General features: G+C 56.2%; 23 protein-coding genes. 2 read left to right on the top strand and 21 right to left on the bottom strand.

The features are described 5' to 3' along the window. Positions 1-59: 59 nt before the first annotated feature. The 11 genes from lpxC to ftsW form a co-directional block, all read right to left on the bottom strand. A complete protein-coding gene (gene lpxC, locus ACIRQ6_RS04890) occupies positions 60-986 on the bottom strand; it encodes a UDP-3-O-acyl-N-acetylglucosamine deacetylase (RefSeq protein WP_420863853.1) in 927 nt (308 codons plus the stop codon). A 241-nt stretch (positions 987-1,227) separates the two neighbouring features. Continuing rightward, the gene (ftsZ, locus tag ACIRQ6_RS04885) at positions 1,228-2,853 is read right to left on the bottom strand and encodes a cell division protein FtsZ (RefSeq protein ID WP_420863018.1); all 1,626 of its coding nucleotides are present in this window, start codon (positions 2,851-2,853) and stop codon (positions 1,228-1,230) included. Positions 2,854-3,045: 192 nt separating this feature from the next. Continuing rightward, the gene (gene ftsA / locus ACIRQ6_RS04880) at positions 3,046-4,380 is read right to left on the bottom strand and encodes a cell division protein FtsA (protein WP_420863017.1); all 1,335 of its coding nucleotides are present in this window, start codon (positions 4,378-4,380) and stop codon (positions 3,046-3,048) included. 4 nt (positions 4,381-4,384) lie between these two features. Further along, a complete protein-coding gene (locus tag ACIRQ6_RS04875) occupies positions 4,385-5,275 on the bottom strand; it encodes a cell division protein FtsQ/DivIB (RefSeq protein WP_420863016.1) in 891 nt (296 codons plus the stop codon). Beyond that, complete coding sequence (locus tag ACIRQ6_RS04870) at positions 5,263-6,141, bottom strand: D-alanine--D-alanine ligase (RefSeq protein WP_420863015.1); 879 nt, start codon at positions 6,139-6,141, stop codon at positions 5,263-5,265. Before ACIRQ6_RS04870 ends, ACIRQ6_RS04875 begins: the two co-directional genes overlap by 13 nt. 119 nt (positions 6,142-6,260) lie before the next feature. Next, on the bottom strand, positions 6,261-7,178 hold the full coding sequence (gene murB, locus ACIRQ6_RS04865) for a UDP-N-acetylmuramate dehydrogenase (RefSeq protein WP_420863014.1): 918 nt from the start codon (positions 7,176-7,178) through the stop codon (positions 6,261-6,263). Positions 7,179-7,229: 51 nt separating this feature from the next. Then, positions 7,230-8,819: a hypothetical protein gene (locus tag ACIRQ6_RS04860; protein ID WP_420863013.1), complete on the bottom strand. Its 1,590-nt coding sequence runs from the start codon at positions 8,817-8,819 to the stop codon at positions 7,230-7,232. Between the two features lie 37 nt (positions 8,820-8,856). Beyond that, positions 8,857-9,108, bottom strand: coding sequence for a DUF2484 family protein (locus tag ACIRQ6_RS04855; RefSeq protein WP_420863012.1), 252 nt, complete (start codon positions 9,106-9,108; stop codon positions 8,857-8,859). Between the two features lies 1 nt (position 9,109). After that, the gene (gene murC / locus ACIRQ6_RS04850; RefSeq protein WP_420863011.1) at positions 9,110-10,510 is read right to left on the bottom strand and encodes a UDP-N-acetylmuramate--L-alanine ligase; all 1,401 of its coding nucleotides are present in this window, start codon (positions 10,508-10,510) and stop codon (positions 9,110-9,112) included. A gap of 17 nt (positions 10,511-10,527) precedes the next feature. Continuing rightward, a complete protein-coding gene (locus ACIRQ6_RS04845) occupies positions 10,528-11,628 on the bottom strand; it encodes a UDP-N-acetylglucosamine--N-acetylmuramyl-(pentapeptide) pyrophosphoryl-undecaprenol N-acetylglucosamine transferase (protein ID WP_420863010.1) in 1,101 nt (366 codons plus the stop codon). Positions 11,629-11,659: 31 nt separating this feature from the next. After that, positions 11,660-12,829 carry a putative lipid II flippase FtsW gene (gene ftsW, locus ACIRQ6_RS04840; protein ID WP_420863009.1) on the bottom strand — a complete coding sequence of 390 codons (1,170 nt, stop codon included), beginning with the start codon at positions 12,827-12,829 and terminating at the stop codon, positions 11,660-11,662. 118 nt (positions 12,830-12,947) lie between these two features. On the opposite strand from ftsW, the gene ACIRQ6_RS04835 reads away from it, so the two are divergent. Both ACIRQ6_RS04835 and ACIRQ6_RS04830 read left to right on the top strand, forming a co-directional pair. Beyond that, positions 12,948-14,141, top strand: coding sequence for an NAD(P)/FAD-dependent oxidoreductase (locus ACIRQ6_RS04835; protein ID WP_420863008.1), 1,194 nt, complete (start codon positions 12,948-12,950; stop codon positions 14,139-14,141). Positions 14,142-14,201: 60 nt separating this feature from the next. Beyond that, the gene (locus ACIRQ6_RS04830; protein ID WP_420863007.1) at positions 14,202-14,888 is read left to right on the top strand and encodes a hypothetical protein; all 687 of its coding nucleotides are present in this window, start codon (positions 14,202-14,204) and stop codon (positions 14,886-14,888) included. Between the two features lies 1 nt (position 14,889). Here the strand turns inward: ACIRQ6_RS04830 and ACIRQ6_RS04825 are convergent, their stop codons facing one another. The 10 genes from ACIRQ6_RS04825 to ACIRQ6_RS04780 all read right to left on the bottom strand — a co-directional run bounded on the left by ACIRQ6_RS04825 (position 14,890) and on the right by ACIRQ6_RS04780 (position 26,801). After that, on the bottom strand, positions 14,890-16,071 hold the full coding sequence (locus tag ACIRQ6_RS04825) for a hypothetical protein (protein ID WP_420863006.1): 1,182 nt from the start codon (positions 16,069-16,071) through the stop codon (positions 14,890-14,892). Then, positions 16,071-17,477 (bottom strand): UDP-N-acetylmuramoyl-L-alanine--D-glutamate ligase, encoded by a 1,407-nt coding sequence (murD, locus tag ACIRQ6_RS04820; RefSeq protein ID WP_420863005.1) that lies wholly within the window; start codon positions 17,475-17,477, stop codon positions 16,071-16,073. The genes ACIRQ6_RS04825 and murD overlap by 1 nt, the downstream gene beginning before the upstream one ends. Then, entirely contained in the window at positions 17,478-18,560 is a 1,083-nt protein-coding gene (gene mraY / locus ACIRQ6_RS04815; protein ID WP_420863004.1) for a phospho-N-acetylmuramoyl-pentapeptide-transferase, read from the bottom strand. Continuing rightward, positions 18,561-20,003, bottom strand: a complete 1,443-nt coding sequence (locus ACIRQ6_RS04810; RefSeq protein WP_420863003.1) for a UDP-N-acetylmuramoyl-tripeptide--D-alanyl-D-alanine ligase — start codon at positions 20,001-20,003, stop codon at positions 18,561-18,563. Between the two features lie 4 nt (positions 20,004-20,007). Then, entirely contained in the window at positions 20,008-21,480 is a 1,473-nt protein-coding gene (locus ACIRQ6_RS04805; protein ID WP_420863002.1) for a UDP-N-acetylmuramoyl-L-alanyl-D-glutamate--2,6-diaminopimelate ligase, read from the bottom strand. 33 nt (positions 21,481-21,513) lie between these two features. Further along, positions 21,514-23,298: a peptidoglycan D,D-transpeptidase FtsI family protein gene (locus ACIRQ6_RS04800; RefSeq protein WP_420863001.1), complete on the bottom strand. Its 1,785-nt coding sequence runs from the start codon at positions 23,296-23,298 to the stop codon at positions 21,514-21,516. Next, a complete protein-coding gene (gene ftsL, locus ACIRQ6_RS04795; RefSeq protein WP_420863000.1) occupies positions 23,295-23,645 on the bottom strand; it encodes a cell division protein FtsL in 351 nt (116 codons plus the stop codon). The genes ACIRQ6_RS04800 and ftsL overlap by 4 nt, the downstream gene beginning before the upstream one ends. 3 nt (positions 23,646-23,648) lie before the next feature. Next, positions 23,649-24,641 carry a 16S rRNA (cytosine(1402)-N(4))-methyltransferase RsmH gene (rsmH, locus tag ACIRQ6_RS04790; RefSeq protein WP_420862999.1) on the bottom strand — a complete coding sequence of 331 codons (993 nt, stop codon included), beginning with the start codon at positions 24,639-24,641 and terminating at the stop codon, positions 23,649-23,651. A gap of 4 nt (positions 24,642-24,645) precedes the next feature. Then, positions 24,646-25,152 carry a division/cell wall cluster transcriptional repressor MraZ gene (gene mraZ, locus ACIRQ6_RS04785; RefSeq protein WP_420862998.1) on the bottom strand — a complete coding sequence of 169 codons (507 nt, stop codon included), beginning with the start codon at positions 25,150-25,152 and terminating at the stop codon, positions 24,646-24,648. Positions 25,153-25,727: 575 nt separating this feature from the next. Then, entirely contained in the window at positions 25,728-26,801 is a 1,074-nt protein-coding gene (locus ACIRQ6_RS04780; protein ID WP_420862997.1) for an Mrp/NBP35 family ATP-binding protein, read from the bottom strand. Positions 26,802-26,975 lie beyond the last annotated feature (174 nt).

The raw sequence follows: 26,975 nt of genomic DNA, 5'->3' as shown, positions 1-26,975 counted from the left end.
TACGGGGCAAAACGTCTAACGCCCCGAAATCGCACTCGATCACATCAAGATTTTGTGGATCACCCAGCCAACGCATGGGAAATGTCGCCAGCATGGATACCAGCACCGGGCAAACGTGCGGCCATTGAGGCATCGCAGGTCACGATTTTGAACGCAGATGGGTCCGCAAAGACCGCCCGCAGCAAGTTATTTGTCAGGGCGTGGCCCGCGCGGTGTCCCACGTAGCGGCCCAAAATCGGCAGACCCGCCAAGGCCAAATCACCTAACGCATCCAACATCTTATGGCGCACAGCCTCATCCGCATGACGCAAACCACCGGGGCTAAGAACCTGATCCCCATCCACCACAACGGCGTTGGCCAATGTGCCCCCCAAAGCCAAGCCTTGGGCGTGCATCGCATCCACATCCGCCTGACGGCAGAAAGTGCGGCTGTCGCTCAACTCGCGCACAAAGGCACCATTGGCCATGTTCAGGTTCTTGTGTTGATGGCCAATTGCAGCGTCTTCAAAATCAATGGCAAAATCGATCTGCAGTGATGCTGCGGGTTCCAGACGCGCCACGGATGCGCCCTGCCGTACTTCAACTGGTTTCAAAATCTCGATAGCGCGGATCGGCGCATCCAGCACAACGACCCCCTTGGCCATCAGACCTTTGACAAAAATCGCAGCGCTGCCATCCATGATCGGCACTTCCGGGCCGTCCAGATCGATGATCGCGTTTTGGATGCCACAACCTGCAAGGGCCGCCATGATGTGTTCAATCGTCGACACCGAAATGTTCTGCGCGTTCACGATCCGCGTGCACAAAGGGGCTGCATCCACTGCGTCCCATGTAGCCGGGACAAGGTTATCCCCGTGTGTGATATCGATACGACGAAACCAAATGCCGTGTTCTGCAGAGGCTGGGCGCACAACCATTTGCGCAGGCAAGTTGCTATGCAACCCTGTGCCATCAAATGTAACTGGCGCTTTCAATGTCGTCTGCAAACTGTATTCCTTTGTGATCTTTGGCAGCGCAGCGATGAACGCCGCACCATAGATCATCCCCCCAGCGATCCGTTAATGTTAACTAATGCTTGGGCTAAAGAGGCTCAACTCAATCTTTGCAACGTTCTGAAACATCTTAACACATTAGATGCAGAAACTCGCCTAATCAGAGGTAAGTCTTTGCTAAGAAACGAAAAAGGCCACCCAAACTGGGCGGCCTTTCTAACGAAATTTGGTTAATTTAGTTTGCTTGGCGCCGCAAGAAAGCCGGAATTTCAATCCGCTCTTGCTCGGGATCGGCGCTGGCTTCAGCCTCAAACGTCTGAACAGGTGGCTGCTGACGCACGGGCTGCGGGGCTGCCGCAGGACGTTCGGCCCCTTCAGATTGACCCGTCATACGCCCGATCAAAGAGTTGATGCCAAAGCGCGGCTTGTCCGCAGCGGCAGGAATTGCTGCTGGTTCAACACGCTGTACGGGCTGATGGCCAGGACGTTTTTGCACGGCGGCTTCCAAACGGGCCAGCGCCTCGGGCGATGGTGTTCCGGCAGCTGGGGCCTGAGGGGCCACAAATGCGTCAGCCGGTGCATCTTCCATCATCGGCTCGGCCAATGGCGCGGGCTCGGGACGATACGCAGGGGGCGGCATGTCATCGACAGCGGCGGTTTGCGGCTCGTCAAAGATGTCTTCAAACTGCTCTTGTTCTGCAGCGGTTTGCGCATCCATGCTTTCAAAAAGGCCCGGTTCCTCGTGCAACGCAGCCGGAGCGGCCGCAGCGGCAACAGGCGCCATCGCAGCAGCGGCTGGCATTTGCGGTTCCGCAACAGCGGGTGCTTCGATTTCTGCGGTTGGCAATGGGCGGGCCATGGACCGGCGCGGCACAGGCACGTCAGACATGTTTTCGACCGCATCAATACCCGTGGCCACAACAGACACACGCATTTGACCGCCCATATCCGTATCCAAAGTGGAGCCCACGATGATGTTGGCGTCTTGGTCGACTTCTTCGCGAATGCGGTTGGCCGCTTCGTCCAGTTCGAACAATGTCAGGTCGTAGCCACCAGTGATGTTGATCAGCACGCCTTTTGCACCTTTGAGCGAAATCTCGTCCAGCAATGGGTTGGCGATGGCCTTCTCGGCGGCTTGGATCGCGCGATCTTCGCCGTCTGCCTCGCCTGTTCCCATCATGGCCTTGCCCATTTCGTCCATTACGGCGCGAACATCGGCGAAATCAAGGTTGATCAGGCCCGGACGGACCATCAAATCTGTTACGCCTTTAACACCCTGATACAGCACGTCATCCGCCATGGAAAAGGCTTCGGTAAACGTGGTTTGCTCGTTCGCCAGACGGAACAGGTTCTGGTTTGGAATAATGATCAGTGTGTCGACCATCTTTTGCAGGGCCTCAACGCCATCTTCGGCCTGACGCATCCGCTTGACGCCTTCAAACTGGAACGGCTTGGTCACAACACCCACGGTCAGCACACCCAATTCACGGGCCGCTTGGGCAATGATCGGGGCTGCACCGGTTCCTGTGCCGCCACCCATACCAGCAGTGATAAAGCACATGTGCGCGCCTGCCAGATGATCAACGATTTGTTCAATGCTTTCTTCAGCTGCACTTGCACCGACAGTTGCACGGGCCCCTGCCCCCAACCCTTCGGTCACCTTTACACCCAACTGGATGCGAGATTGTGCACGCGACTGCTGCAATGCTTGCGCGTCTGTGTTGGCCACAACAAACTCAACGCCGTCGAGTTCTTTTTCAATCATATTGTCGACGGCATTGCCGCCTGCGCCGCCCACACCGAAAACGGTGATGCGTGGCTTCAACTCTTCCTGCCCGGGCATCGAAAGGTTCAATGTCATAATAAATCCGCCTGTCTAGTGTTACTGCCGCGTCAGGTCTGCGCCCAATCGCAACTACATGTTGTGCCTCTTTCACAGGAGACTACCGTGCCCAACAGGCAACGTCACGGGAAAAAGGCGTCTTTCCCCCAAAATATCGTGCATTTTTTCGATCTGTCGGCGGGATATTGCGCGTTTACCCAGATATTGGGGTCACCAATTGTCTTTGAACCATTTCAAAGCGCGTTTCAAAGACCGTGACGACCCAGAATCGACTGGTACATCGAAATCCCACCACTCATCCTGAGGGTGTGCTGCAAATAGGCTCAACCCCACGGCAGATGAAAATGCCGGACCAGTCGCGGCCTGCGGGAGGCCTTGGACCCGCAACGGACGCCCTAAACGCACTTGCTGTCCCAGGATTTTACTGGCCAGACCATCAAGGCCCGGAATTTGGCTGGCACCGCCGGTCAAAACGATTTGCTGGCTGGGCAGATGCTCGAACCCCGCGGCATCCAGTTGCACGCGTACTTCTTCAAGGATCTCTTCGACCCGTGGCCGCATAATGCCGATCAACTCGGCACGGCTCACCGTACGACGATCATGTTCCCAATCGCCCGTGTCGCCACCGATCTCGATCATCTCACGGTCGTCCATCCCCGTGGCATGGACCCCGCCGTAAAACGTCTTGAGGCGCTCGGCCGTGGCCAATGGCACCTGCAGCGCCATGGAAATGTCGCCAGTGACGTGATCCCCGCCCAAACGCACCGCATCCGCATAGATCATGTGCTTTTTGATAAAGATCGACAGACCCGTAGCCCCGCCCCCCATATCAATGCAGGCCGCCCCCAGTTCCTGTTCATCTTCAACCAAGGACGACACGCCCGAAACATAAGCACTGCTGGCCAAACCAGCCAGTTCCAGATCACAGCGTTTGATACAATAAACTAGGTTCTGAATAACCGAGGCATCCACAGTCATCATGTGCAAATCCGTGGTCAGGGTTTGCCCCATCTGACCCCGCGGATCCCCAAGGCCAGATCGGTGATCCAGCGCAAAGTTCACAGGCTGGGCATGCAGCACTTCGCGCCCCGCACCATAGTCCGGCACATCACAACTGGCCAGAACACGACCGATGTCGTTTTCTGTGACCATGCTGTCTTCGACCTCAATCATCCCGTCCAACCCATAAGACCGAGGCCGCGCCCCGCCAAAGCAGGCAATGACGTGATCCACACGCACATTGGCCATCTTTTGGGCCGCTTGAACCGCAGTACGAATGGCGCGTTCGGTTTCATTCATTGCGTCAATCTCGCCAAAGCGAACCCCGCGCGAGCGCGTCGTTGCCGCCCCAATCACCCGAAACGCACTTTGCCCGGCCAAGGGGCCAATGCCCTCGTCCTGACCAAAGGTCTTTGGACCATCAAATCGCAAAACAAGGCAGGCGATTTTGGAGGTGCCAACGTCCAGAATTGCAACCAGCCCTCGCTGCATCGCAATCTTTCGCATGTTGCGCATTGCGCGTTGTGTTTCATAGAGGTCGCTCATGTCTCTACTGTGCCCCTTGTAATTGGATGCTTTTTATTTGCCGCAGTGTCTCGACTGCGTTTTCGTTCAATCGCACGGTGGGCCTGCGCCCCAACCGCATGTCCACGACACTGACGTCGCGCGACAGTAAATCTTGGGCCGCATGCAGGGTCAGAACCCGTTCAAGTGCGGCCACGGGCCGATCAACGGGCAGCAAAATGCGCTGTTGTTCGTCCAGCACCAGATCCCAGCGACGCTCACCCACGCGTACCAATCCGATCACGCGGTCGGACACCGGACGGGCGGCGGCAAACAGTTGCAACGCCTCCAGCATATGACCATCCGCACCCGTCCCACCAATCAATGGCAATTCGGGTCGGTCCGAGCGGACCTCTAAGGGTACGACTTTCGCGCCCGTATCATCTAGCAAAACAAGCCCCTCACGGGTTTGCCAGACCGTTGCCGGCACACGTTCGGTGACACTGATCTCCAACACACCGCCGGAACGCACACGCAATTTGGCCTCGCGCACCGCATCAAGGGCAGTGATCTTCTGGCGCATGTCCTCAAGGTTCAGATCGAACGACGAGATCGGGAAATCGATCGGCAGGATCGTGCGGATCTCGGCAGCGACCGGATCGCTGGCCCCCTCGATGCCCATTAATTTGACCATAAATTCGTCGCGCGTTTCAATCGCGTTGCGAATATCGGCCACTTGCATTTGAACAGCAGCGCGGTTGCCTTCGTCGGCCCAAAAAGCGCCTATGATGGCACCTGTGATCAACAACGGCACCCCGTAGCGGGTAAAGCGCCGAAACGAGGGCGTTAGCCATAAACGCTGGGCACGGTAAGCCGCGCGTGAGGGTGCTGGATCGCGGCGGGGGTTCGCCACATCCGGTGATTTTACCTTGCGCATGAGGCGTCCTCCACCATCCATGCACAGAGCTGCGCAAAGCTGAGACCATCATGGGCGGCTTGTTCCGGGGTCAGCGACGTGGGAGTCATTCCCGGCTGCGTATTTGTTTCCAACAGGACCAACCCATCAAGGCCGCGCGCCTCGTCCCAGCGAAAATCCGTGCGACTAACACCACGACAGCCCAAAGCCGCATGGGCCCGCAGGGCATAATCCTGACACGCTGCAAAAATCTGCGCTGGTATATCGGCGGGCACCACATGGCGCGAGCCCCCTTCGACGTATTTCGCGTCAAAATCATACCAACCGTCGGTCAAAATATCCGTCACAGTCAGGGCGCGGTCGCCCACCACGGTCGTCGTCAACTCGCGCCCCGGAGCAAAGGTTTCGACCATCACGGTGTCCGGCATATCGTCCGACAAGCTTGGTGGCGTGTTTGCGCCCATTTCTACAAGATAAACCCCAACGCTGGAGCCTTCGTTGTTGGGCTTAATCACATAGGGTGTCGGCAGGACATGGGCCGCTTGCGCCTCGGCCTTATCAACCAAACGGCTTTCGACAATGGGCAAGCCCGCCGTGCGGTAGATCTCTTTCGAGCGCTGTTTGTCCATGGCCAAGGCCGAGGCCAGAACGCCGGAATGCGTGTAGGGGATCTGCAACCATTCAAGGATACCCTGCACGCAGCCATCCTCACCCCACCGACCGTGCAGCGCGTTAAACGCCACATCCGGTGCGATCTGGGTCAATTGCTGCGCCAGATCAGGGCCTGCGTCCAACTCGACCACGTCATAGCCTGCCTCAACCAGCGCCTTGGCACATTCATGGCCAGACGACAGCGAAACGGGCCGCTCCGCAGAGGGACCGCCCATCAAAACGACGACTTTTAAGGGTGCCTGCTCGGACTGCCCCACAATACTGCCTCATATGGGGCGATTATTTCTCGCCCTCACCGCTTATTATTTTGTTGTCTAACTGCTTAGACGCCTGCTTAGGGTTCTCCGACCCTTATGACTTCCCATTCTAGCGTTATTGCACTGGAATCGTAAACCTTTTTTCGCACATCTTCGCCCAATCCTTCCAGATCAGCCGCAGTGGCCCCGCCGGTATTGACCAGAAAGTTGGAATGCATGGGCGACATTTGCGCCGCACCACGCATGGCGCCGCGCATGCCTGCGTCGTCGATGACCTTCCACGCCTTCAACTCGTGGGTGTCATCGGCCTGCCCCGTGCTTGAAAATCCAGCGGGATTACGGAACGTGCTGCCAGCGGTGCGATCCTTGGTGGGTTGCGTCTCGTCACGTTTCTTTAATTGATCCGTCATGCGCTGATGCAAGGTCTCAGGATCACCGTGTTCTGCGTGGAAGGTCGCTTGGGTTAGGACCCAGCCATCGGGTAAGTCACTCTGGCGATAGGCAAAATTCATGTCATCCTTGGTCAGGGTCTTGATCTGACCGTCCCGTGTGACGACCTGCGCCTCAATGAAATGATCCGCTGTATAGCTGCCATAACAACCCGCGTTCATCCGCACAGCACCACCAATCGCCCCGGGGATCGTGCGCAAGAATGTCAGGTCGAGGCCTGCGTCGGCCGCCTTGCGCGCCACATGGGCATCCAAAGCCGCGACGCCTGCCGTGACCCTGTTGCCCTCAATACTTATCTGGTTAAAGCCACGCCCCATGCGGATCACCACAGCCCTGATCCCGCCATCACGCACGATCAGGTTCGAGCCCACACCCATGGGGAAAACCGCCACGTCCGCAGGGAGTTGTCGCAAAAACCCGCTCAAGTCGTCCAAATCCGCCGGCTGGAATAAAGCGTCCGCAGGCCCACCAACCCTGAGCCACGTCAGATCAGCGAGGGGTCGGTCGGGTGTAAGCGTGCCGCGCACTGGGGGAAATTTGGTCATATCGATTTACTAGAGGTGGCGGCTTCACGGCGCAATAAGGTTTGGCGAACTTCAAAGACCAAAGAAAAAGCTCCATAACCACTTAAGACCCAGCCAACTGCCTGCAATAGTGCCGATGCCTGCTGCAGCAATCGTTCCAACATTCTTTGCAAGTCCCGTTGCATCATCTGTTGCCTTTTTCCAGGTCGAGATCATCCTGGGCAAATACGCTTTGAGTTCTTGAACCGCTTTTTGACGAACTATTTGTGGTTGTCGCCTGTCAAAGGCTGTTTTGACAATATCAATAAGCTTGACCTGCAATTCGGCTTCCACGATCTCAACAGCTTGTGATAGATTTTGGATTGCCAAGTCTTCATCGGACTGATCTGGCAAAGATTGATCGGTTGTTTTTCGGTCTAATACCTTCTCTCGGAACCTAGGTGCCGCGTGCTCAATATCTCTCTTGGTATCCCTCAATTGGTTGAGAAAAACTTTTACGTTATAGTCTTTAGGGCATTCACCTTCTTCAGTTTTTGCGTTGGTGATGTCGATAGCGATATCACAAGCGTCCCAGAGCAAAGATGTACTGCTTGAATCATTTGAGGCAACTTCAACGATTTTGGCCAATTGATTATCAAGTGGTTGATAGGGCTTGTTTTCGCCGCCTTCGCCTTCAAAAATTTGAGCTATAAACAACATCTTTTGTCTAATTTCCGTATTGTCTGGCTCCGGGATAGGTTCAGAAACATGCTGCAACTTACCGGTTTCTTTGTCATAAACTATCTCACCATCAAAAAACGTGTCACCCTCCTGATACTTCAATAAGACCGATTCAAACTTAGGATTGATATGCGTGGGGCCTTTGTCCCAATCCTCGTCCGTCAGAGTGATCAGAATATCGTGCAGCTCTTGGGCGTAGATGTCTTTGCCGTCGAGTAAGCGGTCGTACCATGCGATCCAGAAGGAGAAGTCAGGTTGCCTAAAACTATTATCGAAAGCCAGCGAAAAACTTGATGCGTGGAGTGTTGATAATTTGCTTACTGGGAATTTCCCTGAATACTTTTCTGTCCCTGAAAACAAGGCCGTTGCCGCGCTAAGTTCTCTACCTTTGAGCGCAGTAAAATCGGCCTTAAGACAGTCAAACAACGGCTCAGTGTTCGTAACTTTAGGAACAATATCAAAAAAATAAGGACTAATTGGTGTGCCGTGATCTTCATGTGTTGTAAGCCAACAAACGGTGCTCAGTGCATGCATCGCATCTTCTACTGGACCCGATTGAATTGTTTTGAAGATCGTTTCGCTTTTAAGTTTCAGAATACCAAATTCAGTATCAAAAGCTTGTTCGTTTTCTTGCCGCCTTTCATTCAGCGCTGGACGGGATCCGTTGGCGTCAAAAACATTTTTAGCAACTTTCCCGAGTGCAGATGATTTGAGCAGGCTGCAAAGAACTGCCGTTAAATTCGACCGAAGAAGTTGAAGTCTGTCCTCGGAGGCAATTTGAACGCTATCGCCAAACAATATAGTCACAGTGTATCTGGTGGAAGCTTGACTCATTAAAAACAGAGCTTGGTCGAAACCAATCAAATTGGGCTTAGACCGAAGGTTGCTTTCTAACCAGTCTTTGACAACTTCTTGATCAATACTATTCGACTTCTCTACCATGGCCTCACCGTCTCAGACGCAGCCAACAAAAACAAGCCTAGCCCTTTAGCACCACGCGTTTCACCCAGCGGCCCAGATACACAACGGGCCAGCGCAGCATCCACATGCCCATGACGAGGGCTATCAGGCCGATCCATGGGCCGTTTTCGTAGGTCAAAAACCCCAGCAGGGGCACGCCGATGCCGATGAGCCAGTAGGCGCGTTTCCAGTGGTTGTCTTGGCTGGGCATCATCGCCAGCACGTTGGCGGCGATCATCCAGACACAGGCAAGGGCGAAGGAAAGTGTCATCCTAGCCTTTCAGTTTCTCGGGCAGGCCGTTGGCCCATGCGCTGATGCTACCGGCCCCGAGGCAGACGACCATATCGCCAGCACTGGCTTGCTCGCGCACCAGTCTCAGCAAGTCGTCCTCGCCCACAACGGCGCGGGCATGGCGGTGGCCGTGGCGGATCAGGCCTGCGACCAGATCATCGCGGCTCGCACCTTCGATCGGCTCTTCACCCGCAGCAAACACTTCGGCAATGGCCACAACATCGCTGTCGTTAAAACAGCCACAGAAGTCGTCAAACAAGTCGTGCAAACGGGTGTAGCGGTGTGGTTGATGCACAGCGATCACGCGGCCTTCAGTGGCTTGACGGGCGGCTTTCAGGGCCGCTGCGATCTCGACCGGATGGTGTGCGTAGTCGTCGATGATGGTCACGCCCCCAACTTCGCCCACGCGGGTAAAGCGGCGGTTCACACCCCGGAATTCCTCAAGCGCTTTTTTGATCTCGGAGCGTTTGAGGCCCAGATGCCGCGCAACAGCCACAGCCGCCAAAGCGTTGGAGACATTGTGATCGCCGGGCATGGGCAACATACAGCCTTCGATCACTTGATCCTCGGCCTGTAGCGCCACGTCGAAATAGGCTGATCCCCCCCGATATTCGAGGTTGATCGCGCGCACATCAGCCTGCGCGTTAAAGCCGTAAGTGACCACGCGGCGGTCGGTGATCTTGCCCACCAGCGATTGCACTTCGGGGTGATCGGTGCAGCACACCGCCAGCCCGTAGAACGGAATGTTCGAGACAAAATCGAGGAAGCCCTGACGCAGCGTGTCAAAGTCGCCCCAGTGTTCCATATGTTCGGGGTCAATGTTGGTGACCACAGCGATGGTGGCAGGCAGGCGGTTAAACGTGCCATCGCTTTCATCCGCTTCGACCACCATCCATTCGCCCTGCCCCACACGGGCGTTGCTGTCATAGGCGTGGATGATACCGCCGTTGATCACCGTCGGGTCGATCCCGCCTGCATCCAACAGGGCCGACACCATCGTGGTGGTTGTGGTTTTACCATGTGTGCCAGCGACAGCCACATTCGAGCGCAGGCGCATAAGTTCAGCCAGCATTTCCGCGCGCCGCACGATGGGCAGGCCTTTGGCGCGGGCCGCGTCATATTCGGCATTGCCTGGTTTGATGGCGCTTGAGATCACGATGACTTCTGCCCCCTCAAGGTTCTCGGCCTTTTGCCCGATGAAAATCTTGGCCCCCAGACGTTCCAGCCGTTGGGTGATTTTGCTTTCCTTGAGGTCCGAGCCTTGGACAGAATAGCCGTGGTCCAGCAGCACTTCGGCAATGCCCGACATGCCGATCCCACCGATACCGACAAAATGCAATGCGCCCAACTGCGTGGGCAGCTTGGTTGCTGCTGCGTTCATTACTCTGCTCCCGTCCATCATTTTCCTGCCTTCTGTGCTAGTTTTTCGACCATGTCCACCAATGACGTTGTGGCATCGGGCCGCCCTTGGGACAAAGCGGCTTGGGCCATTGACATGGCCTTCTTTTCTTGCGTGAGGATATCTTGGATCGTGGCAGTCAAGGCATCGACCTGAAGTGCGGATTCCTGAATCACAACAGCACCGCCTGCCTCGGACAGGCCTTGGGCATTGACCGTTTGGTGATCGCCAGTGGCCGCCGCAAACGGCACAAGGATGCTGGGTCGCCCAATGACGGAAATATCCGCAACGCTGGAGGCGCCAGAACGGCTGATGACCAATTGCGCCTCGGACATCAGCGTGGGGATATCGGTGAAAAACGGCTGCACAGTGGCCGTGATGTTTTGATCAGCATAAAAGGCTGTGACGCGGTCCTCGTCTTCGCCGCGCGCTTGGTGAAAGACACGTAGATGGCGCAACATATCCAGAGGCAAATTGGCGATAGCGGCAGGCACCACATCCGACAGGATCCGCGCCCCTTGTGAGCCACCGATGACCAGCATCGACATGGGATAATCGCCCGGCGGTATATAGCCTGCACCCGCTTTGACCAGAACGGCGCCGCGCACGGGATTGCCCACATGTACGCCGTCGACCCCATCGGGCAAGGTCGTGGGCCAAGTCCCACAGGCCACCGCATCAACCCGCTTGGAAAAGATCTGGTTCACGCGGCCCAGCACCCCGTTTTGTTCGTGGATCATACGTGGTTTGCGCAACAAAAACGCGGCCCCCAAGGCTGGAATTGTCGGGTAGCCGCCAAACCCAACCACGACATCAGGCTTTTGGCCAAGCATCTTGAAGCTGGCCCCAAGGATCCCGCCCACAACCCGAAAAGGCACCGCCAGTTTGGCCAAGATACCGCCACGGGCAAAAGTGGCGCTGCTGATCTGTTCGATCTCGACCGCGTCAGGAAATCCGCCTGTGTAGCGCGCGCCGCGCGCATCGGTGCTGAGTTTAACCCGCCACCCCTTGGCCAACATCGCCTCAGCCAAGGCTTGGGCGGGAAACATATGTCCGCCTGTGCCCCCTGCTGCGATGACCAGAAGTTTGCTATCACTCATAACCGTTCCTCTTACAACACTATTGGGCGGTTTAACGGGCCGCCCTGCGCATCAAAATATCACCAATCTCGCCTTGCGGCCTTGTGCGGGTAAACGCCAGCAACATGCCAACCGCAATCCCACCGGCAATCAGCGAGGATCCGCCGTAACTGACAAAGGGCAAGGTCATGCCTTTGGCAGGCAACAACCGAACAGCCACGCCCATGTTCACCATTGCTTGGATTGCAAACATGCAGGCCAGCCCTGTACCCGCCAAACGAATGAACGGATCCCGTTCGCGCATCAATCGCACGAGGGACCGCACAACGACCACGGCATAAAGTGCGATGATGACCAACACGCAGATCAGGCCATATTCCTCGGCTGCCACTGCAATAATAAAATCTGTATGGGCATCGGGCAGCGACTGTTTCACTTGGCCTTCGCCCACACCAACCCCGAAAAAACCGCCCTCGCGAATGGCATTGGTGGCATAGCCAAGTTGCGTTGTGGGATCCACATCAGGGCTGAGAAACCCGTCAATCCGGCGGGCAAAGTGTTCAGACATGGAATAGGCAAAGCTGCCAGCAACAACGACCAAACCGGCCATAGCGATCAGCAAAAGCATTGGCGCACCGGCCACAAACCACATCACGCCCCAGCCAAATAGTACGAGGCAGGCCTGACCAAAATCAGGCTGTAACGCCAAAAAGGCAACAATTACAATGGTCAACGCAAAGCTAAGCGATTTTCCAGGGGGGCCATTGATCTGCTGGCTGGCGGCCATCATCCATGCAGACATGACCACAAAACCGGGTTTGAGAAACTCAGATGGCTGTAACGACGCAAAACCCAGTGAATACCAACGTACAGCGCCTTTGCCAAAATCTGTGCCAAAGAAGGGCAACCCCATGAGGGCCACAAAAGACACAAGAAAGCCAACGACAGCCAAGCGGCGCACCAGATTGGGCTGCATCATCGAAGTCAGCACCATCGCCACAAGGGCCATTGCGCCAAAGATCGCTTGTTTCGAGACATAGTGAAACGGCTGATGGCCGTTCTTGGCGGCCAAGGGCGGCGACGAGGCCAGACCCAACAAAATCCCAATCACAAACAGCAGCAAAATCGCCGCCATCGTCCACTTGTCAATTGTCCGCCACCAACGTGGCAAAACAGGCTCGCCATCCCGCTGGGGGACAGTGCCAAACACCATTTCCGTCATGAAGCTACCGCTCGCTGCCTCTGATTGTGCCCCTTTTCGGGGTCTATCCACCAAGTATAACGTAAAAACCCTGCAAATGCGAGTTGAAAATACGCGTTACAGCAGGCAGTTGGGACAGATGAAGGTTGATACTCTCATTGTTGGAGCGGGCGCGGCAGGCCTGATGGCGGCGGCCCATTGCGGCGGATCGGTTTTGGTTGTGGATCACGCCAAAAAGGCCGGCGATAAAATCCGTATTTCCGGCGGCGGGCGTTGCAATTTCACCAATCTTTATGCCTCACCCGAGAATTTTCTGTCGCAAAACCCGCATTTCTGCAAATCGGCGCTGGCCCGCTACACCCAATGGGATTTTATCGATTTGGTCACCCGCCATGGCATCGCCTATCACGAGAAAACGCTGGGCCAATTGTTTTGCAACGGCTCCGCCAAGGAAATCATCGCAATGCTTATGGCTGAAATGGAGGCTGCAAAGGCCCAGCTTTGGCTGCAAACCTCTGTCACGAAGGTTCAAAAGACCGACCAAGGTTTTAGCGTGGCCTTGCAAAAAGGCGATCAGGCGACCGATCTGACCTGTACCAACCTGATTATTGCCACAGGCGGCAAATCGATCCCCAAAATGGGGGCCACTGGATGGGGATATGACATCGCTGCGCAATTTGGCCTAGAGGTGGTCGAGACCCGCGCAGGCCTTGTGCCGCTAACCTTTGGGCCTGATGTGATGGCAGATGTAGCGCCCATGTCGGGGTTGTCATTAAATGCCAGTGTGCAAACTCGGGACACTCAATTCGAAGAGGGGCTGCTGTGCACCCATCGCGGCCTGTCTGGCCCGTCGATCCTGCAAATCAGCAGTTACTGGACGCCCTCCACGCCGATCTCGGTAAACCTTGATCCAAAGGGCTACATCCTGCCCGCCCTGCGCGAAACCCGTCAAAAAACAGGAAAGCGCGCAGTCCATAACGTTTTGGCCGATCACCTTCCCACCAAGCTGGCCCAGATGATGGTGGATAAAGCAGGTCTCGCAGGCAATCTGGCAGATCAATCCGACAGCCATTTGGCCCGATTGGAAGACTGTTATCGCAAATGGATGCTGACCCCATCAGGCACAGAAGGTTACCGCACAGCCGAGGTGACTTTGGGCGGGGTAAGCACTGCTGATCTGAACTCACAAACCATGCAGGCCAAAGACGTGAACGGCCTATATTTCATCGGTGAAGTGGTGGATGTGACGGGCTGGTTGGGGGGCTTTAATTTTCAGTGGGCGTGGTCCTCGGCTGTGGCGGCAGGCCGCGCGATTAAGACACAATCACGTTAGAAAGCCACGCTCCTAGCCCAAGCGGTTGAAGGCCCAACCGCCAAGGTGTAGCAGGATCAAATGCAATCGACGCCAACACATAAGCCAAAGAGACGGCGCAGCCGATGGGTGGCCAATCAAGTGCCTCGCAAAATCCTGCGCGATGTGGCGAACCGTTTGAAATATGGCGCGGAGGCCCCGCAAAGCGACGAGTGTTTGTACCTCGATCCCGGCCAGATTAACCTGCGTTTTGTCGCAAAACCGCCCTATAAAACCTCAGATTTTCGCCGCAAAAACAGCGGTCAGGTCAGGGACGGCGATTGGGATCAACAGGCGCAACCGATGGTGGACGACATCAAATATATGTCGTGCAAAGCGCGGTTCATTGATCACGCGAACTGGGAAGATACACCCATTTTCCACAAACTCAGTGCGGAAATTGCCGCCGGCGGCAGTCCGGATGATTGCTACACTATTGAGGATTTGCGACAACGGTATAAGCGGCTGGATGCTCTTTGGGCCTTGGTCTTACGCACGCAAGAGCTCAAACCAAAGGCCCAGCTGCCAGACCAATACAGGCGCGAACATGGCGGGGTTTTTGTGCATCTTGATCGACACGGAAATGCCCTGCGTTACGGCGGTGGCATGCACCGGTTTGCCATAGCGCGTTTGGCAAAACTACCTGCCATGCCTGTCCAAGTGGGCGTGGTGCACGCGGATTTTGTGGCCTCGGGGCGCTACCCTGCCCTGCGCCAAAAACCCAGCTAAATCACCAAGCTTCCAGCGCGTCTACCAGATCCAGAATGGCCCCGCTCCACCGGGTCAGGTCATCAGCTCTAAACAGCCGCACCGACGGATAAAGTGCCGTGACGTCCGGATCGCGCCCCCAGCGATATTCGCTGGCCTTCGGCAGAAAAACCCAGGTTTGCACCCCCAGCGCCCCGGCCAGATGCGCAGTCGCATTGTCAATGGTGATCACCAGATCAAGGGCCTTGATCTGGGCCGCGGCACGATTGAGATCGACCAAGGGATCGGTGCCTGTATCGGTCATCAGGGCCGCACCAAAGGCCTTGGAAATTGCTTGCGGATCCGTCTCACCGTATTGCAAATTGTGGAACCGCGCCTTGGCCCCTGCGGTTTTGGCCAAGGGGATCAGGTCGCTTAGGGGGATAGACCGGGCGGCACCTGTTGCTTTGGCATTGGAGTGCCAGCTGATCCCGATATTGCGCAAATCTGGGCGCAGCGGATCAAGTTTAGCCCAAGCTGCGCGGTACTTTTTCACCAGAACCGGATCAGCCTTGATACTGGCAGGTCCCGTCACAGGCGCATCAATCCAGCGCCATGCAGACAGCATGGATGTCTGGAAATCGAAATTCCCCATCTGCAGCGCAGGCACCAACGGCACGGTCTGGCTTACGCAGGTCACCTTGGGTGTGGCGCGCTGAAACAATGGGATCAATCGCGGATCACATTCGACAGTGACCTCGGCCCCTGCGCGCACAAGTTTTTGCAACACACGGGCCTGCATGATCTGATCGCCGATGCCCTGCTCGGCCCAGACCAACAAGCGACGGCCGCGCACGGGCTGGCCACGCCAAAGGGGAAACGTGTAATCGCGGCGAAACTTGTCAAAGCGCGGCAATTGCCAACGCCCTTTGTCATAAAGGCGCAAACCCTCAGAAATCTGGCCATCGCGAAACAAAGCAAGCCCAAGACTGCGCAGCAATTCAGGTGTATCGGGGGTCAGTTCACGGGCCTCTTCCAGATGCGTCCGCCCGCGTTGAAAGGCCCCGTTTTTGATCAGGCTTTTGCCCATACGCAAATGCAGAGCGCCCCGTTTGGCAGGATCAGAGGTCACCTTTATTTGGCTCAGCAAATAGGCGATATCCGCATCGGACCCGACCAATCGGGTTTGCAAAACATTTGGCAAAACTGTCTTGCGGCCCGCCATTACACGTGGGCCAAGGCCTGTTGGACACAGGCTGCAAAATCCTCACCGCGTTTTTCAAAACTGTCGTATTGATCGAAACTGGCTGCAGCAGGTGCCAGCAAGACCGTGTCGCCCGTCTGGGCATCGGCAATGGCTGATTGCACGGCGGCTTGCATCGTGGTGGCGACTTCAACCTCGATCCCTTTAAGCTGCATGGCAAATCCTGCCGCCTCGCGACCGATCACATAGGCCTTTTTGACGGCGTCCAGATGCGCCAGAAGCCCGTCCAAACCACCCTCTTTTTCCAGGCCACCACAAATCCAGCGAATATTCTTGAAGGCCTGCAACGCTTTGGCGGCACTTTCCACATTTGTGGCTTTGCTGTCGTTGACGTAGCTGACGCCACAGGTCTCTGCGATCAATTGACTGCGATGGGGCAAACCTGCAAAGCTGGCAAACCCTGCCTCAATCACCTTGGGTGCAAGGCCCAAGGTCCGACAGGCCGCGTAGGCGGCACAGGCGTTTTGATGGTTATGCGATCCCGGCAGGCCTTTGATTGCGCGCAGATCAATGCTGCCAACTTGGCGCCCTTTGCGCCATTCTGCCAGAAAGCCTTTGCGCGCAAACACGTTCCAGCCGACACCGGACAGTTTGCGATCCACAGACACGCGGATCACCCGATCATCCGCTGGTCCTTGGGCCATTTGCACCGCCAGATACTGGCCTTCGACCTCGTCCACACCGATCACGGCACGGTCTGGTCCACCCTCGGAAAACAGCCGACGTTTGGCGGCAAAATAGCCGCCCATCCCGTGATGGCGGTCTAGATGATCAGGGCTGAGATTGGTGAACACCGCCACATCAGGGGTCAATGCCCGGGCCAGTTCCGTTTGGTAACTGCTCAGCTCAAGCACGACGACTTCGCCATCCACAGCCGGATCAATATCCAACACACCGCGCCCAATGTTTCCTGCCAACTGACTAGGGCGATTAGCGTGTTCCAGCACGTGATGGATCAGCGCCGAAGTCGTCGATTTCCCGTTGGAGCCTGTGACCGCAATAATTTTTGGGGCGGTATCAAAGCCCGTCCAATCCGGTGTGGCAAAGCTCTGGAAAAAGAGGCCAATGTCATTGTCGATGATAACGCCCGCAGCTAGCGCCTTGGCAATCACAGGATTTGGCGTGGGATAAAGATGCGGGATCCCGGGGGATGTAATCAGGGTCATGACGTCGTCAAACGCGCCATTTTTGTTCAGATCGCGCAGCGCGAAACCTTCGGCCTCGGCCTTGGCTCGGGCCGGATCGAAATCGTCCCAGCACAAAACATTGGCCCCCCCTTCGCGCAGCGCGCGGGCAGCAGACAGGCCCGATCTGCCAAGGCCCAAGACCGCAACTGTGGCCCCTGCATATCCCTGAACCGGGATCATCTAGCGCACCTTCAACGTGGCCAACCCAATCAGCGCAAGGATCAAGGCGATGATCCAAAAGCGGATCACGATCTGCGGCTCAGCCCAGCCTTTTTTCTCGTAATGGTGATGGATCGGGGCCATCAGGAAAACGCGTTTGCCCGTGCGTTTGAAATAGAGAACCTGAATGATCACCGACAGGGCCTCGACCACAAAAAGACCGCCGACAATGGCCAGAACGATCTCGTGTTTGGTGGCCACAGCAATGGCGCCCAATGCGCCGCCCAAGGCCAATGATCCAGTGTCGCCCATAAACACCGCTGCAGGGGGCGCGTTATACCAAAGAAAGCCCAATCCCCCACCAAAAACACCCGCCGTAAAGATCAAAATTTCGCCTGTTCCAGGCACGTAGTGTACATCCAGATATTCGGTGAAATCGACACGACCGACCGCATAGGCGATGATCCCAAGGGTGCCCGCGGCAATCATCACAGGCATAATTGCAAGGCCATCCAGTCCATCCGTAAGGTTCACCGCATTGGCCGCCCCTACAATCACAATCATCGCAAAGGGTACAAAGAAATAGCCCAAATTGATCAAAGTATCTTTGAAAATAGGCAAGGCCAGTTGGTTGGTCAGGGCCTCGGGATGATATTGCGCCGCCCAAAATCCTGCGATGGCCGCGATCAAAAAGCCAAGCCCAAGGCGGAGTTTACCCGACACTCCATCCGTGTTTTGCTTGCTCACTTTGGCATAATCATCCGCAAAGCCAATGGCCGCAAAGCTCATGGTGACAAACAAAACGACCCAGATAAACGGGTTGTCCAATCGCGCCCAAAGCAGGGTCGAGGTCAACAAAGCCCCCACAATCAGCAACCCACCCATCGTCGGTGTTCCTGCTTTGACAAAATGCCCTTCTGGCCCATCGGTGCGGATAGGTTGGCCCTTGCCCTGCTTGCGCCGCAGGACGTTGATCAACGGCCGACCAAAGATAAACCCAAACAGCAGCGCGGTCATAAAGGCGCCACCGGCCCGGAAGGTGATATAGCGAAACAGGTTGAAAAAATCGCCGCCATCACTCAGCGCGGTCAGCCAATACAGCATCTACTCGTCCTCAATTTTGTTATGTGCAGACGGATGGCCCAATTTGCGGATCGCGTCAACAACTTGGCCCAGCCCGGTGCTCAGGCTGGCCTTGACCAAGACAACATCGCCCGCATCGACATCATGCCCCAGCCCCTTGAGCATTTCCGGTGCTGTTTCGACCCATCTGCCCCGTTGATGTTCGGGCAGGGCGTGCCATAGGTTTTGCATCAGGGGGCCGACACAATGCACCACATCCAAGTGCTGCAAATGGATGTTCTGTGCAAAGCCTGCATGGATGGCGACCTCGTCCGGGCCCAGTTCTTTCATGTCGCCCAGATAGGCAATCCGACGCCCTTTCCCCACACGGCCCACATCATTATGTGGCTCGGACAAAGACAAAACCTCAAGGGCCGCCGCAAGACTGGCGGGATTGGCGTTATAGGCGTCATCGATCAACTCAAAGGTCAGGTTTTCGCGCGCAGGATCCAGTGAAATCACATCCCGCTGACCGCGGCCAGTCACGGGCAGCCACGCGGCGATATCTAGGGCCGCATGGGTCAGGTCAGCGCCTAAAGCCTCGGCCGCGGCGAGCGCACCCAAGGCATTCATCGCAAAGTGACGGCCAGCGACGCCCAATTTGAACAGAACCGGCGCACCGTTGATCTGCGCTTGGATCACGGTGCTGTCGCGGATGATTTGGATCTGCTTGAGTTCAAAATCCCGCGCCATTTGGCCAAACAAGACTTGTTTCACCCCTGCTTTGGCAGCTCGGTTTTGCAACACGGCTGCGGTTTCGATATCCGCATTCAACACGGCCGTACCGTTGGATTTGAGCCCTTCGATGATGCTGGCTTTTTCAGCAGCGATCCCTTCAAGGCTGTTAAAGGCCTCAAGATGGGCGGCAGCAACTGTTGTGATCAAAACCACATCCGGGTTGGCCATGCGGGCCAGTGGTGCAATTTCGCCAGGGTGGTTCATCCCGATCTCGATGACTGCAAAATCAGTGGCTTGCGGCATCCGCGCCAGTGTTAACGGCACTCCCCAATGGTTGTTGTAACTGGCCACAGATGCGTGAGTGCGCCCCTGTTTGATCAGGATGTCGCGCAGCATTTCCTTTGTTGAGGTTTTGCCAACGGATCCTGTGACACCCAATACTCGTGCCTTTGTGCGCGCCCGCGCGGCGCGGCCCAAATCTTCAAGCCCCCTTAGGACATCCGGCACAATCAAAAGCGGTGCATCGCTTGCGACGCCTTCGGGAATACGGCTGACCAAAGCCGCAGCAGCCCCGGAATCCAACGCCGCTTGGACAAAGTCATGCCCGTCGCGCGCGGCTTCCAAAGCCACAAACAAATCCCCGGCCTGCAAACTGCGTGTATCGATCGAGACGCCGTCTGCCTCCCACGGCGCAGCACAGGTGCCACCCGTAGCGGCAATTGCGTCTGCTGAACTCCAAAGGCTCATCTCATTATCCTCCGTCCAAGGCCGCCACAGCGACGCTGGCTTGCTCAACATCATCAAAAGGAAAGACCGTGTCACCCACGGTTTGGCCCGTCTCATGGCCCTTGCCCGCAATCAGCAGCGCATCACCCGGGGTCAAGGCATCCACCCCGCGCAAAATCGCCTCGGCGCGGTCCGCAACTTCGGTGGCCTCCGGCGCACCACGCAACACCATTTTACGGATCACCGCAGGATCCTCGCTGCGCGGATTGTCATCAGTCACAAAGACGATATCTGCGGCTTTCGCCGCCGCCTGACCCATCAATTCGCGTTTGCCCATGTCGCGATCTCCGCCTGCACCAACAATCGCGATCAACCGGCCCAAAACATGCGGGCGCATGGCCTTGAGCGCCGTCGAAACTGCATCGGGCGTATGGGCGTAATCTACAAACACCGTCGCGCCATTGTCGCGGGTGGCGGCCAGTTCCATGCGCCCCCGTACCGTCGACAGATGCGGCAAAGTTTCAAACACCGCCTCCGGCTTGGCCCCACAGGCAATGACCAAGGCCGCCGCCATCAGCACATTTTCGGCCTGAAATCCACCAATGAGATTTAAGCGCGTCGAATGGCGTACGCCTTTGAAATCAAAGATCAGGTCCTGCCCCGTCGCATCAAACCGCTGCCCTCGGATTTGCAGATCAGCCCTGTCACGCTTGCCTATGGTCAGACAGCGCTGCCCACGCACCTTGGCCAGATCCGCGGCGCGTGCAACTTCGGGGTCCTCTACATTGAAAACGGCAGTGCCATCTTGGGCCAACACACGCGAAAACAGGCCCTCTTTGGCGGCAAAGTAGGCCTCAAAACTGTCATGATAGTCTAGATGGTCTTGGGTAAAATTGGTGAAACCAGCGGCCAGCAAACGTACCCCGTCAAGACGCCGTTGTTCCAACCCGTGACTGCTGGCCTCCATGGCTGCGTGTGTCACACCGGCCTCGGCTGCCGCGGCCAGACTGCTGTGCAAAGTGATCGGTTCGGGCGTGGTGTGCATCAAGGGCGCAGTATAGGCCCCCTCGATGCCTGTGGTGCCCAGATTAACCGCCGCCAAGTCCATCTCGGTCCAGATCATGCGCGCGAAGGTCGCCACAGAGGTTTTTCCGTTGGTCCCTGTGATTGCGACAATCGTGGCGGGCTGTTTTTCGAACCAAAGCGCGGCGGCGTAGGCCAAGGCCTGACGCGGATCTTGCGTGACCACCAAAGCCACCTCACCGATAACATCTTTGGCAATCTCGGCGCCTTGGAGATCGGTCAAAACCGCCGCGGCCCCCATGCGCACAGCATATTGAATGAACTCGGCCCCATGCACCTTGGTCCCGGGAAGCGCCGCAAAAAGCGTGCCCTCTTTGACCTCGCGACTGTCAACAGTCAGGCCGCTGATGACCGGATTCACTGCGCTGCGCGCCTTTAACCCCAGATCATGAAGGGTCTTTGCTGTATTGCCCATGACGGCCCCCGATTGCGCGGGCCATGCCTGCGCTTATTGATTTGCCGTAAGTGTTACACCCTTCAGGGGCACCTGTTCAACGCCCGGACGCATCCCCAACAAAGGCGCTGTGCGGCGAATGACCTCGGCGGCCACTGGAACGGCTGTCCAACCGGCAGTGCGGCGGGCCTTTGGACCGGATGTTTCAACCGGTTCATCCAACGTGACGATCAGAACATATTTGGGGTCATGGGCTGGGAAAACCGAGGCAAAGGTCGCAATAACCTTCTCGTCATAATATCCGCCATTTGGCTTTGGTTTGTCGGCTGTACCAGTTTTTCCGCCCACGAAATACCCCGGAACCTCGCCAAAGCTGGCGGTGCCATCAGTCACAACTTTGCGCAGCATTTTGCGCGCCGCTTTTGAAGCCTCTTCGGAAATGATACGCGGGCCCTGTTGCGGAGTGTGCCGGCGAATGAGCGTTGGATCGACCTTGGTGCCGCCATTCAGCAGCGACGCATAGCCAGCGGCCAAATGCACAGGGCTGGTTGAAATGCCGTGGCCGTAGGAAATCGTCATCACCGAAATATCGGACCAATTGCTGGGCCAAAGCGGCTTGGCACCGTTGGCTTCAACCATCTCCAACACAGTTGGATCCAGAAAGCCTAGCGACCGCATAAAGTCTTTTTGCCGCTTTGGGCCGATCATCGTGGCAATCCGCGCCGTGCCCACGTTCGAGGACTTGGCAATCACATCAGTGACATTCAACTCAGGCCCATAATCGGAAAAATCACGGATCTTGAACCGGCCCCATTTGAGCGGCCCTTTGGTGTTGATCATCGTGTTTGGATTGACCAGCCCCAGATCTTGCGCCTGAGCCGTTGTAAAAATCTTGAACGTGCTGCCCAACTCATAAACGCCCTGCAACGCACGGTTAAACAAAGGACTGTCGCCCTGATCCCCTTCCGTCAGCGGACGGGGACGGGTGTTTGGATCAAAATCAGGCAAGCTGACCAATGACAGCAACTCGCCCGTGTGCACATCCATCATCACCGCAGATGCGCCCTTCGCATTCAGCAATTTCATGCCGCCATACAGCACTTCTTCGGTGGCCGCTTGCACCGAAAGATCCAACGACAGCTGCAACGGACGCCCGCCATTCGCCGGATCGCGCAACCAGTCGTCATAGTATTTCTCAACCCCTGCGACACCGATCACTTCGGCGGAATTCACGCCCTCTCGGCCAAAACTGGCCCCGCCCAATACATGAGCCATAATGGCGCCATTGGGATAAAGCCGCATGTCGCGTGGTCCAAAATGCAGCCCCGGATCGCCGATATCATGCACGGCTTGTTTTTGTTCGGGGCTGATTTTCTTCTTTATCCATTTGAACTTACGCTTGCCCGTAAAGTCTTTCATCAAGCGCGCACGATCCAGATCCGGGAAAATCTGGATCAACCGATCCGCTACCCGTTCTGCATCGATCAGTTCATGGGGATGCACATACAGGCTGCTGGTTTCAAAATTCGTGGCAAGGATCCGGCCCTGCCGATCGACGATATCTGCCCGCGCGTTCAAAATATCCGCACCCAGCGTATTCGCGCGGGGCTCAGACGGCTCGGAGGCAGCCAAAATGCCCATCCGCGTGCCCACAGCCATAAACGCCAGCAAGAAAAATACACCCAATACCAACAAACGCCCCTCGGCACGAGACCGATCCGCATCGCGCGCCGCCTCATGGCGCAGACGGATGTTTTCACGTTCAATCGCTTGCGGGTTTTCGCCTTGTTCACGGGCCTTAAGGATACGCGCCAGTGGACGCAAAGGGGTGCGGATCATTGTGCCTCTCCTGTTGTATCGGCCATTGTTTCAATCGGATCAGTGATCGGCGGCAATTCGGGCTCGGGGAATGCCACTTGATCCACATAGCCAAACTGATCCGGCGTCAGCGGCAACAGACCCAGCCCGTCAAAGTTTATGTCCGCAAGGTCGCGCAGCCTGTCGGGGCGGTTTAAATAGGCCCATTCCGCGCGCAAAACGCCCAAGCGCCCGCGCGCTGTGCTGATCTCGCGTTGCAATTGCTCTACTTCGCTCAGCGCGGTCTGGGTTTTGAAGTTTTCCATATAGGCCCAATAAGCCAAGCCCACGACACCCATGGCCGAAAACAAAAACAAAATTGTGCGCATACCCTACGCCCCCCCTCGTAAAATCGGCATTCCGATGTCTTTGGCTGCAATCTGACCTGCTGGCGCATCGGTCCGCCACGCGACCCGCAACTTTGCCGAGCGCGAGCGCGGGTTCTCCTGCAATTCCTGTGCATCAGGTCCAATCGCTTTGCGCGATTTCAATGTGAACTGTGCAGGCGCTTGTTCAATTTCGGGCGCATACCGACTGCCACGCCCCATGCCGCCACCACGTGCTTGCAGATAGCGTTTGACCATACGGTCCTCGGTTGAATGAAACGTCACAACGGCCAAAGCACCGCCCGGCTTTAGCGCGCGCTCGGCGGCCATAAGCCCCTCATATAGCTCAGTATATTCTTCGTTCACTGCAATGCGAATTGCCTGAAAACTGCGGGTCGCCGGATGGCTTTGCCCCGGCTTTGAGCGTGGCAAACAGCCTTCAATGATCTTGGCAAGGCGCAGGGTTGTGGCGATAGGCTCCCTGTCACGTTCTTTGACTATGGCCTTGGCGATACGGCGACTAGCGCGTTCTTCGCCAAACAAAAACAAGATATTTGCCAAAGTCGATTCTTCTTCGGAATTGACCAGATCAGCAGCACTGCGCCCATCTTGGGACATGCGCATATCCAAAGGGCCATCGCGCATGAACGAAAAGCCACGTTCGGCCAGATCCAATTGCATGGAACTGACGCCAAGGTCCAAAACCACACCGTCAAGATCCTGTGCATAGGTATCCATTTTGGAAAAAACGCCGGCCACCGGTTCGATTTTACCAGAATAGTTCGGCAACCAATCAGCCGCCATTTCAAAGGCGAACGGATCGCGATCCACACCGTAAACCTTGTCCGCACCTGCATCGATCAGGCCACGGGTATAGCCCCCTGCCCCAAAGGTCCCGTCCAACCAACGGCCGGACACGGGGGCAACGGCGGCCAACAACGGGCGCAATAAAACAGGGATATGAGGGGCATTTTCGATTGGCGAAGCGGCAGCTGCCATCGGTTTAATCCCCTTTGGCTTGATCCAGCAACATCAGCGGATCGAAATTCTCGGGCTGCTCGTCCAGCCAGGCTTCTGTATCGGTCAACATCTCGGTCTCGTAAGTCTCGGGCTTCCAAATTTGGAAGTGATCCCCCGCCGAGATAAAGAAGGCTTCTTTGTCGAGTGCAATTTTCTGACGCTGACGGATTGGCAGCACAATGCGCCCATCTTTGTCCACATCCGTTGTCAACGACTGGCCCAAAACCGTATGGGACAGAATCCGACGCGCCTCAGACCCGCGGGGAAGCGCCAGAATGTCATCTTCGATCTCGGTAAAGGCCGCAACGGTATAGCAATCAAGGTGCTTTTTGCGGTGATCACCATATACGATCACCAGTTGCGGGTTCAAACCTTCGGTCCAGTCTGGATCGCCTGCCTCCAGAACACGCCGAAACGAGGCGGGAATAGACATCCGCCCCTTTGCATCCACCTTGTGGTTGCTTTCGCCTCTGAACCGTCTTGCGACCAAAATGGCCTCGCTTGTTATCCCCCAGAAAAATTTGCCTTAAAAACGAAAACGGCGGATTGGACTGCTGCCACTGTCCAATCCGCCTTTCGAGTCCCTCGCGGGATGTCCAACTACGCGCGCCACCTGGGGGGATGTCTGCTCGCTCGCGCGTCGGATCTCTTCGTTCAAAAAAGAGCGGGTGCCTGTATGAAACCTTTTGGTGCCGATGGGGTTCTAGTGCCCCTTATTAGCCCGTCCTCTTCCGTGTAATAGGGATGCCATGGGATTTCATGGTAATCAAGATATTTTTTGGGAATTCATGGATCAACAAGGGAGCTTGACCCACTTAACTCAGCTATCTGAGAGTGAAATTCTCAATTTAAGGTTACTGGTTGTGATCGAAGGAGCCAAAAGCACTATATGTAGTAATACATTAGAATGTTGAAAAAGTTCCACAAAATCCCATATTTTTTCCTAGTTTTGGAAAAATGGGGTGCTTTTGACTTATATGGACACTTCTAGAGACCGCAGAACAGCCGAATCCAGACTTGATTCGCGTCAATCAGGCGCAAGTACCAGAAAATCCCAGTTGAGACCTAGGCCATCCCACCATCGACCAAACGTTTGGCCAAACCTGCATAGGCCTCGGCCAATGGCCCGTCACCTGCAGCCACCGGTGTACCGCCATCGCCCGCCACCCGTACATCCAGATGCAAAGGCAATGCGCCTAAGAACGGCACGTCGATCTTTTCGGCCTCAGCGGCCACACCGCCATTGCCAAAGATATGGGCCTCATTCCCGCATTCGGGGCATATGTAGTGAGACATGTTTTCGATCAGACCCAAAACCGGAGTGTTCAGTGTATCAAACATATCCAAGGCTTTGCGCGCATCCAGCAGGGCCACGTCCTGCGGAGTTGAGACGACTATGGCCCCGGTCAGGTCCGACTTTTGGCACAGCGTCAATTGCACATCCCCGGTTCCGGGCGGCAAATCGACGATCAATACGTCCAGTTTGCCCCATTCCACCTGCCCCAGCATTTGCTGCAAGGCGCCCATCAACATAGGCCCACGCCAGACGACTGCTTTTGCAGGATCTAACATAAGACCAATAGACATCATCGTCACACCATGGGCCTGTAAGGGAATGATCGTCTTGCCATCCGGGCTGGCAGGGCGTTTGTTGACCCCCATCATGCGCGGCTGACTGGGCCCATAGATGTCAGCATCAAGGAGGCCGACCTTACGTCCTTGTTTTGCCAAAGCCACGGCAAGGTTCGACGAAACCGTGGACTTGCCCACACCGCCTTTACCCGATCCAACCGCCAAAATACGATCGACACCGGCAATCTGCGCGGGCCCCTCTTGCGGCGTTGGATGACGACCGACCTTGAGACTGGGCGGTTCAGGGGCTTTGGGCGCAGGCCCATGAGCCGTCAGCAATACAGAGGCCGCAGTCACACCGTTGATTGCTTCGACCAATTGCTGGGCCGCAGCGCGCAGAGGTTCCATCGCACGGGCGTCTTCCGGTGTAGGGGCCTCGATCACAAAGGACACGCGATCCCCGTCAATAGTCACGGCTCGGATCATATCTTTGGACACAAGGGTTTCACCATTTGGCAAAGACAGGCGGTTGAGTTCCGCCATCACGGCATCGCGGGTTACGGGCATAGAGCGTTCCTTAATAACTTGCCCTTATGTGATATCTCACGCGGCGTTGTGCAAGCCGTCGTTCTTGTCGCAGCACAGCTTTGAAAACGAACCCCAGGTCAGCCATGCAAATGCTGCATAGCAGCAATTCCAAACTTAACATTGTGCAAGTGCAGCATGTGCCCCATATTCAAC

This window comes from Algirhabdus cladophorae (genome assembly GCF_044772865.1).
Lineage (GTDB): Bacteria > Pseudomonadota > Alphaproteobacteria > Rhodobacterales > Rhodobacteraceae > Algirhabdus > Algirhabdus cladophorae.
The sequence above is the reverse complement of the archived record's forward strand: the minus strand, read 5'-3'. Positions and strand labels throughout refer to the sequence as shown.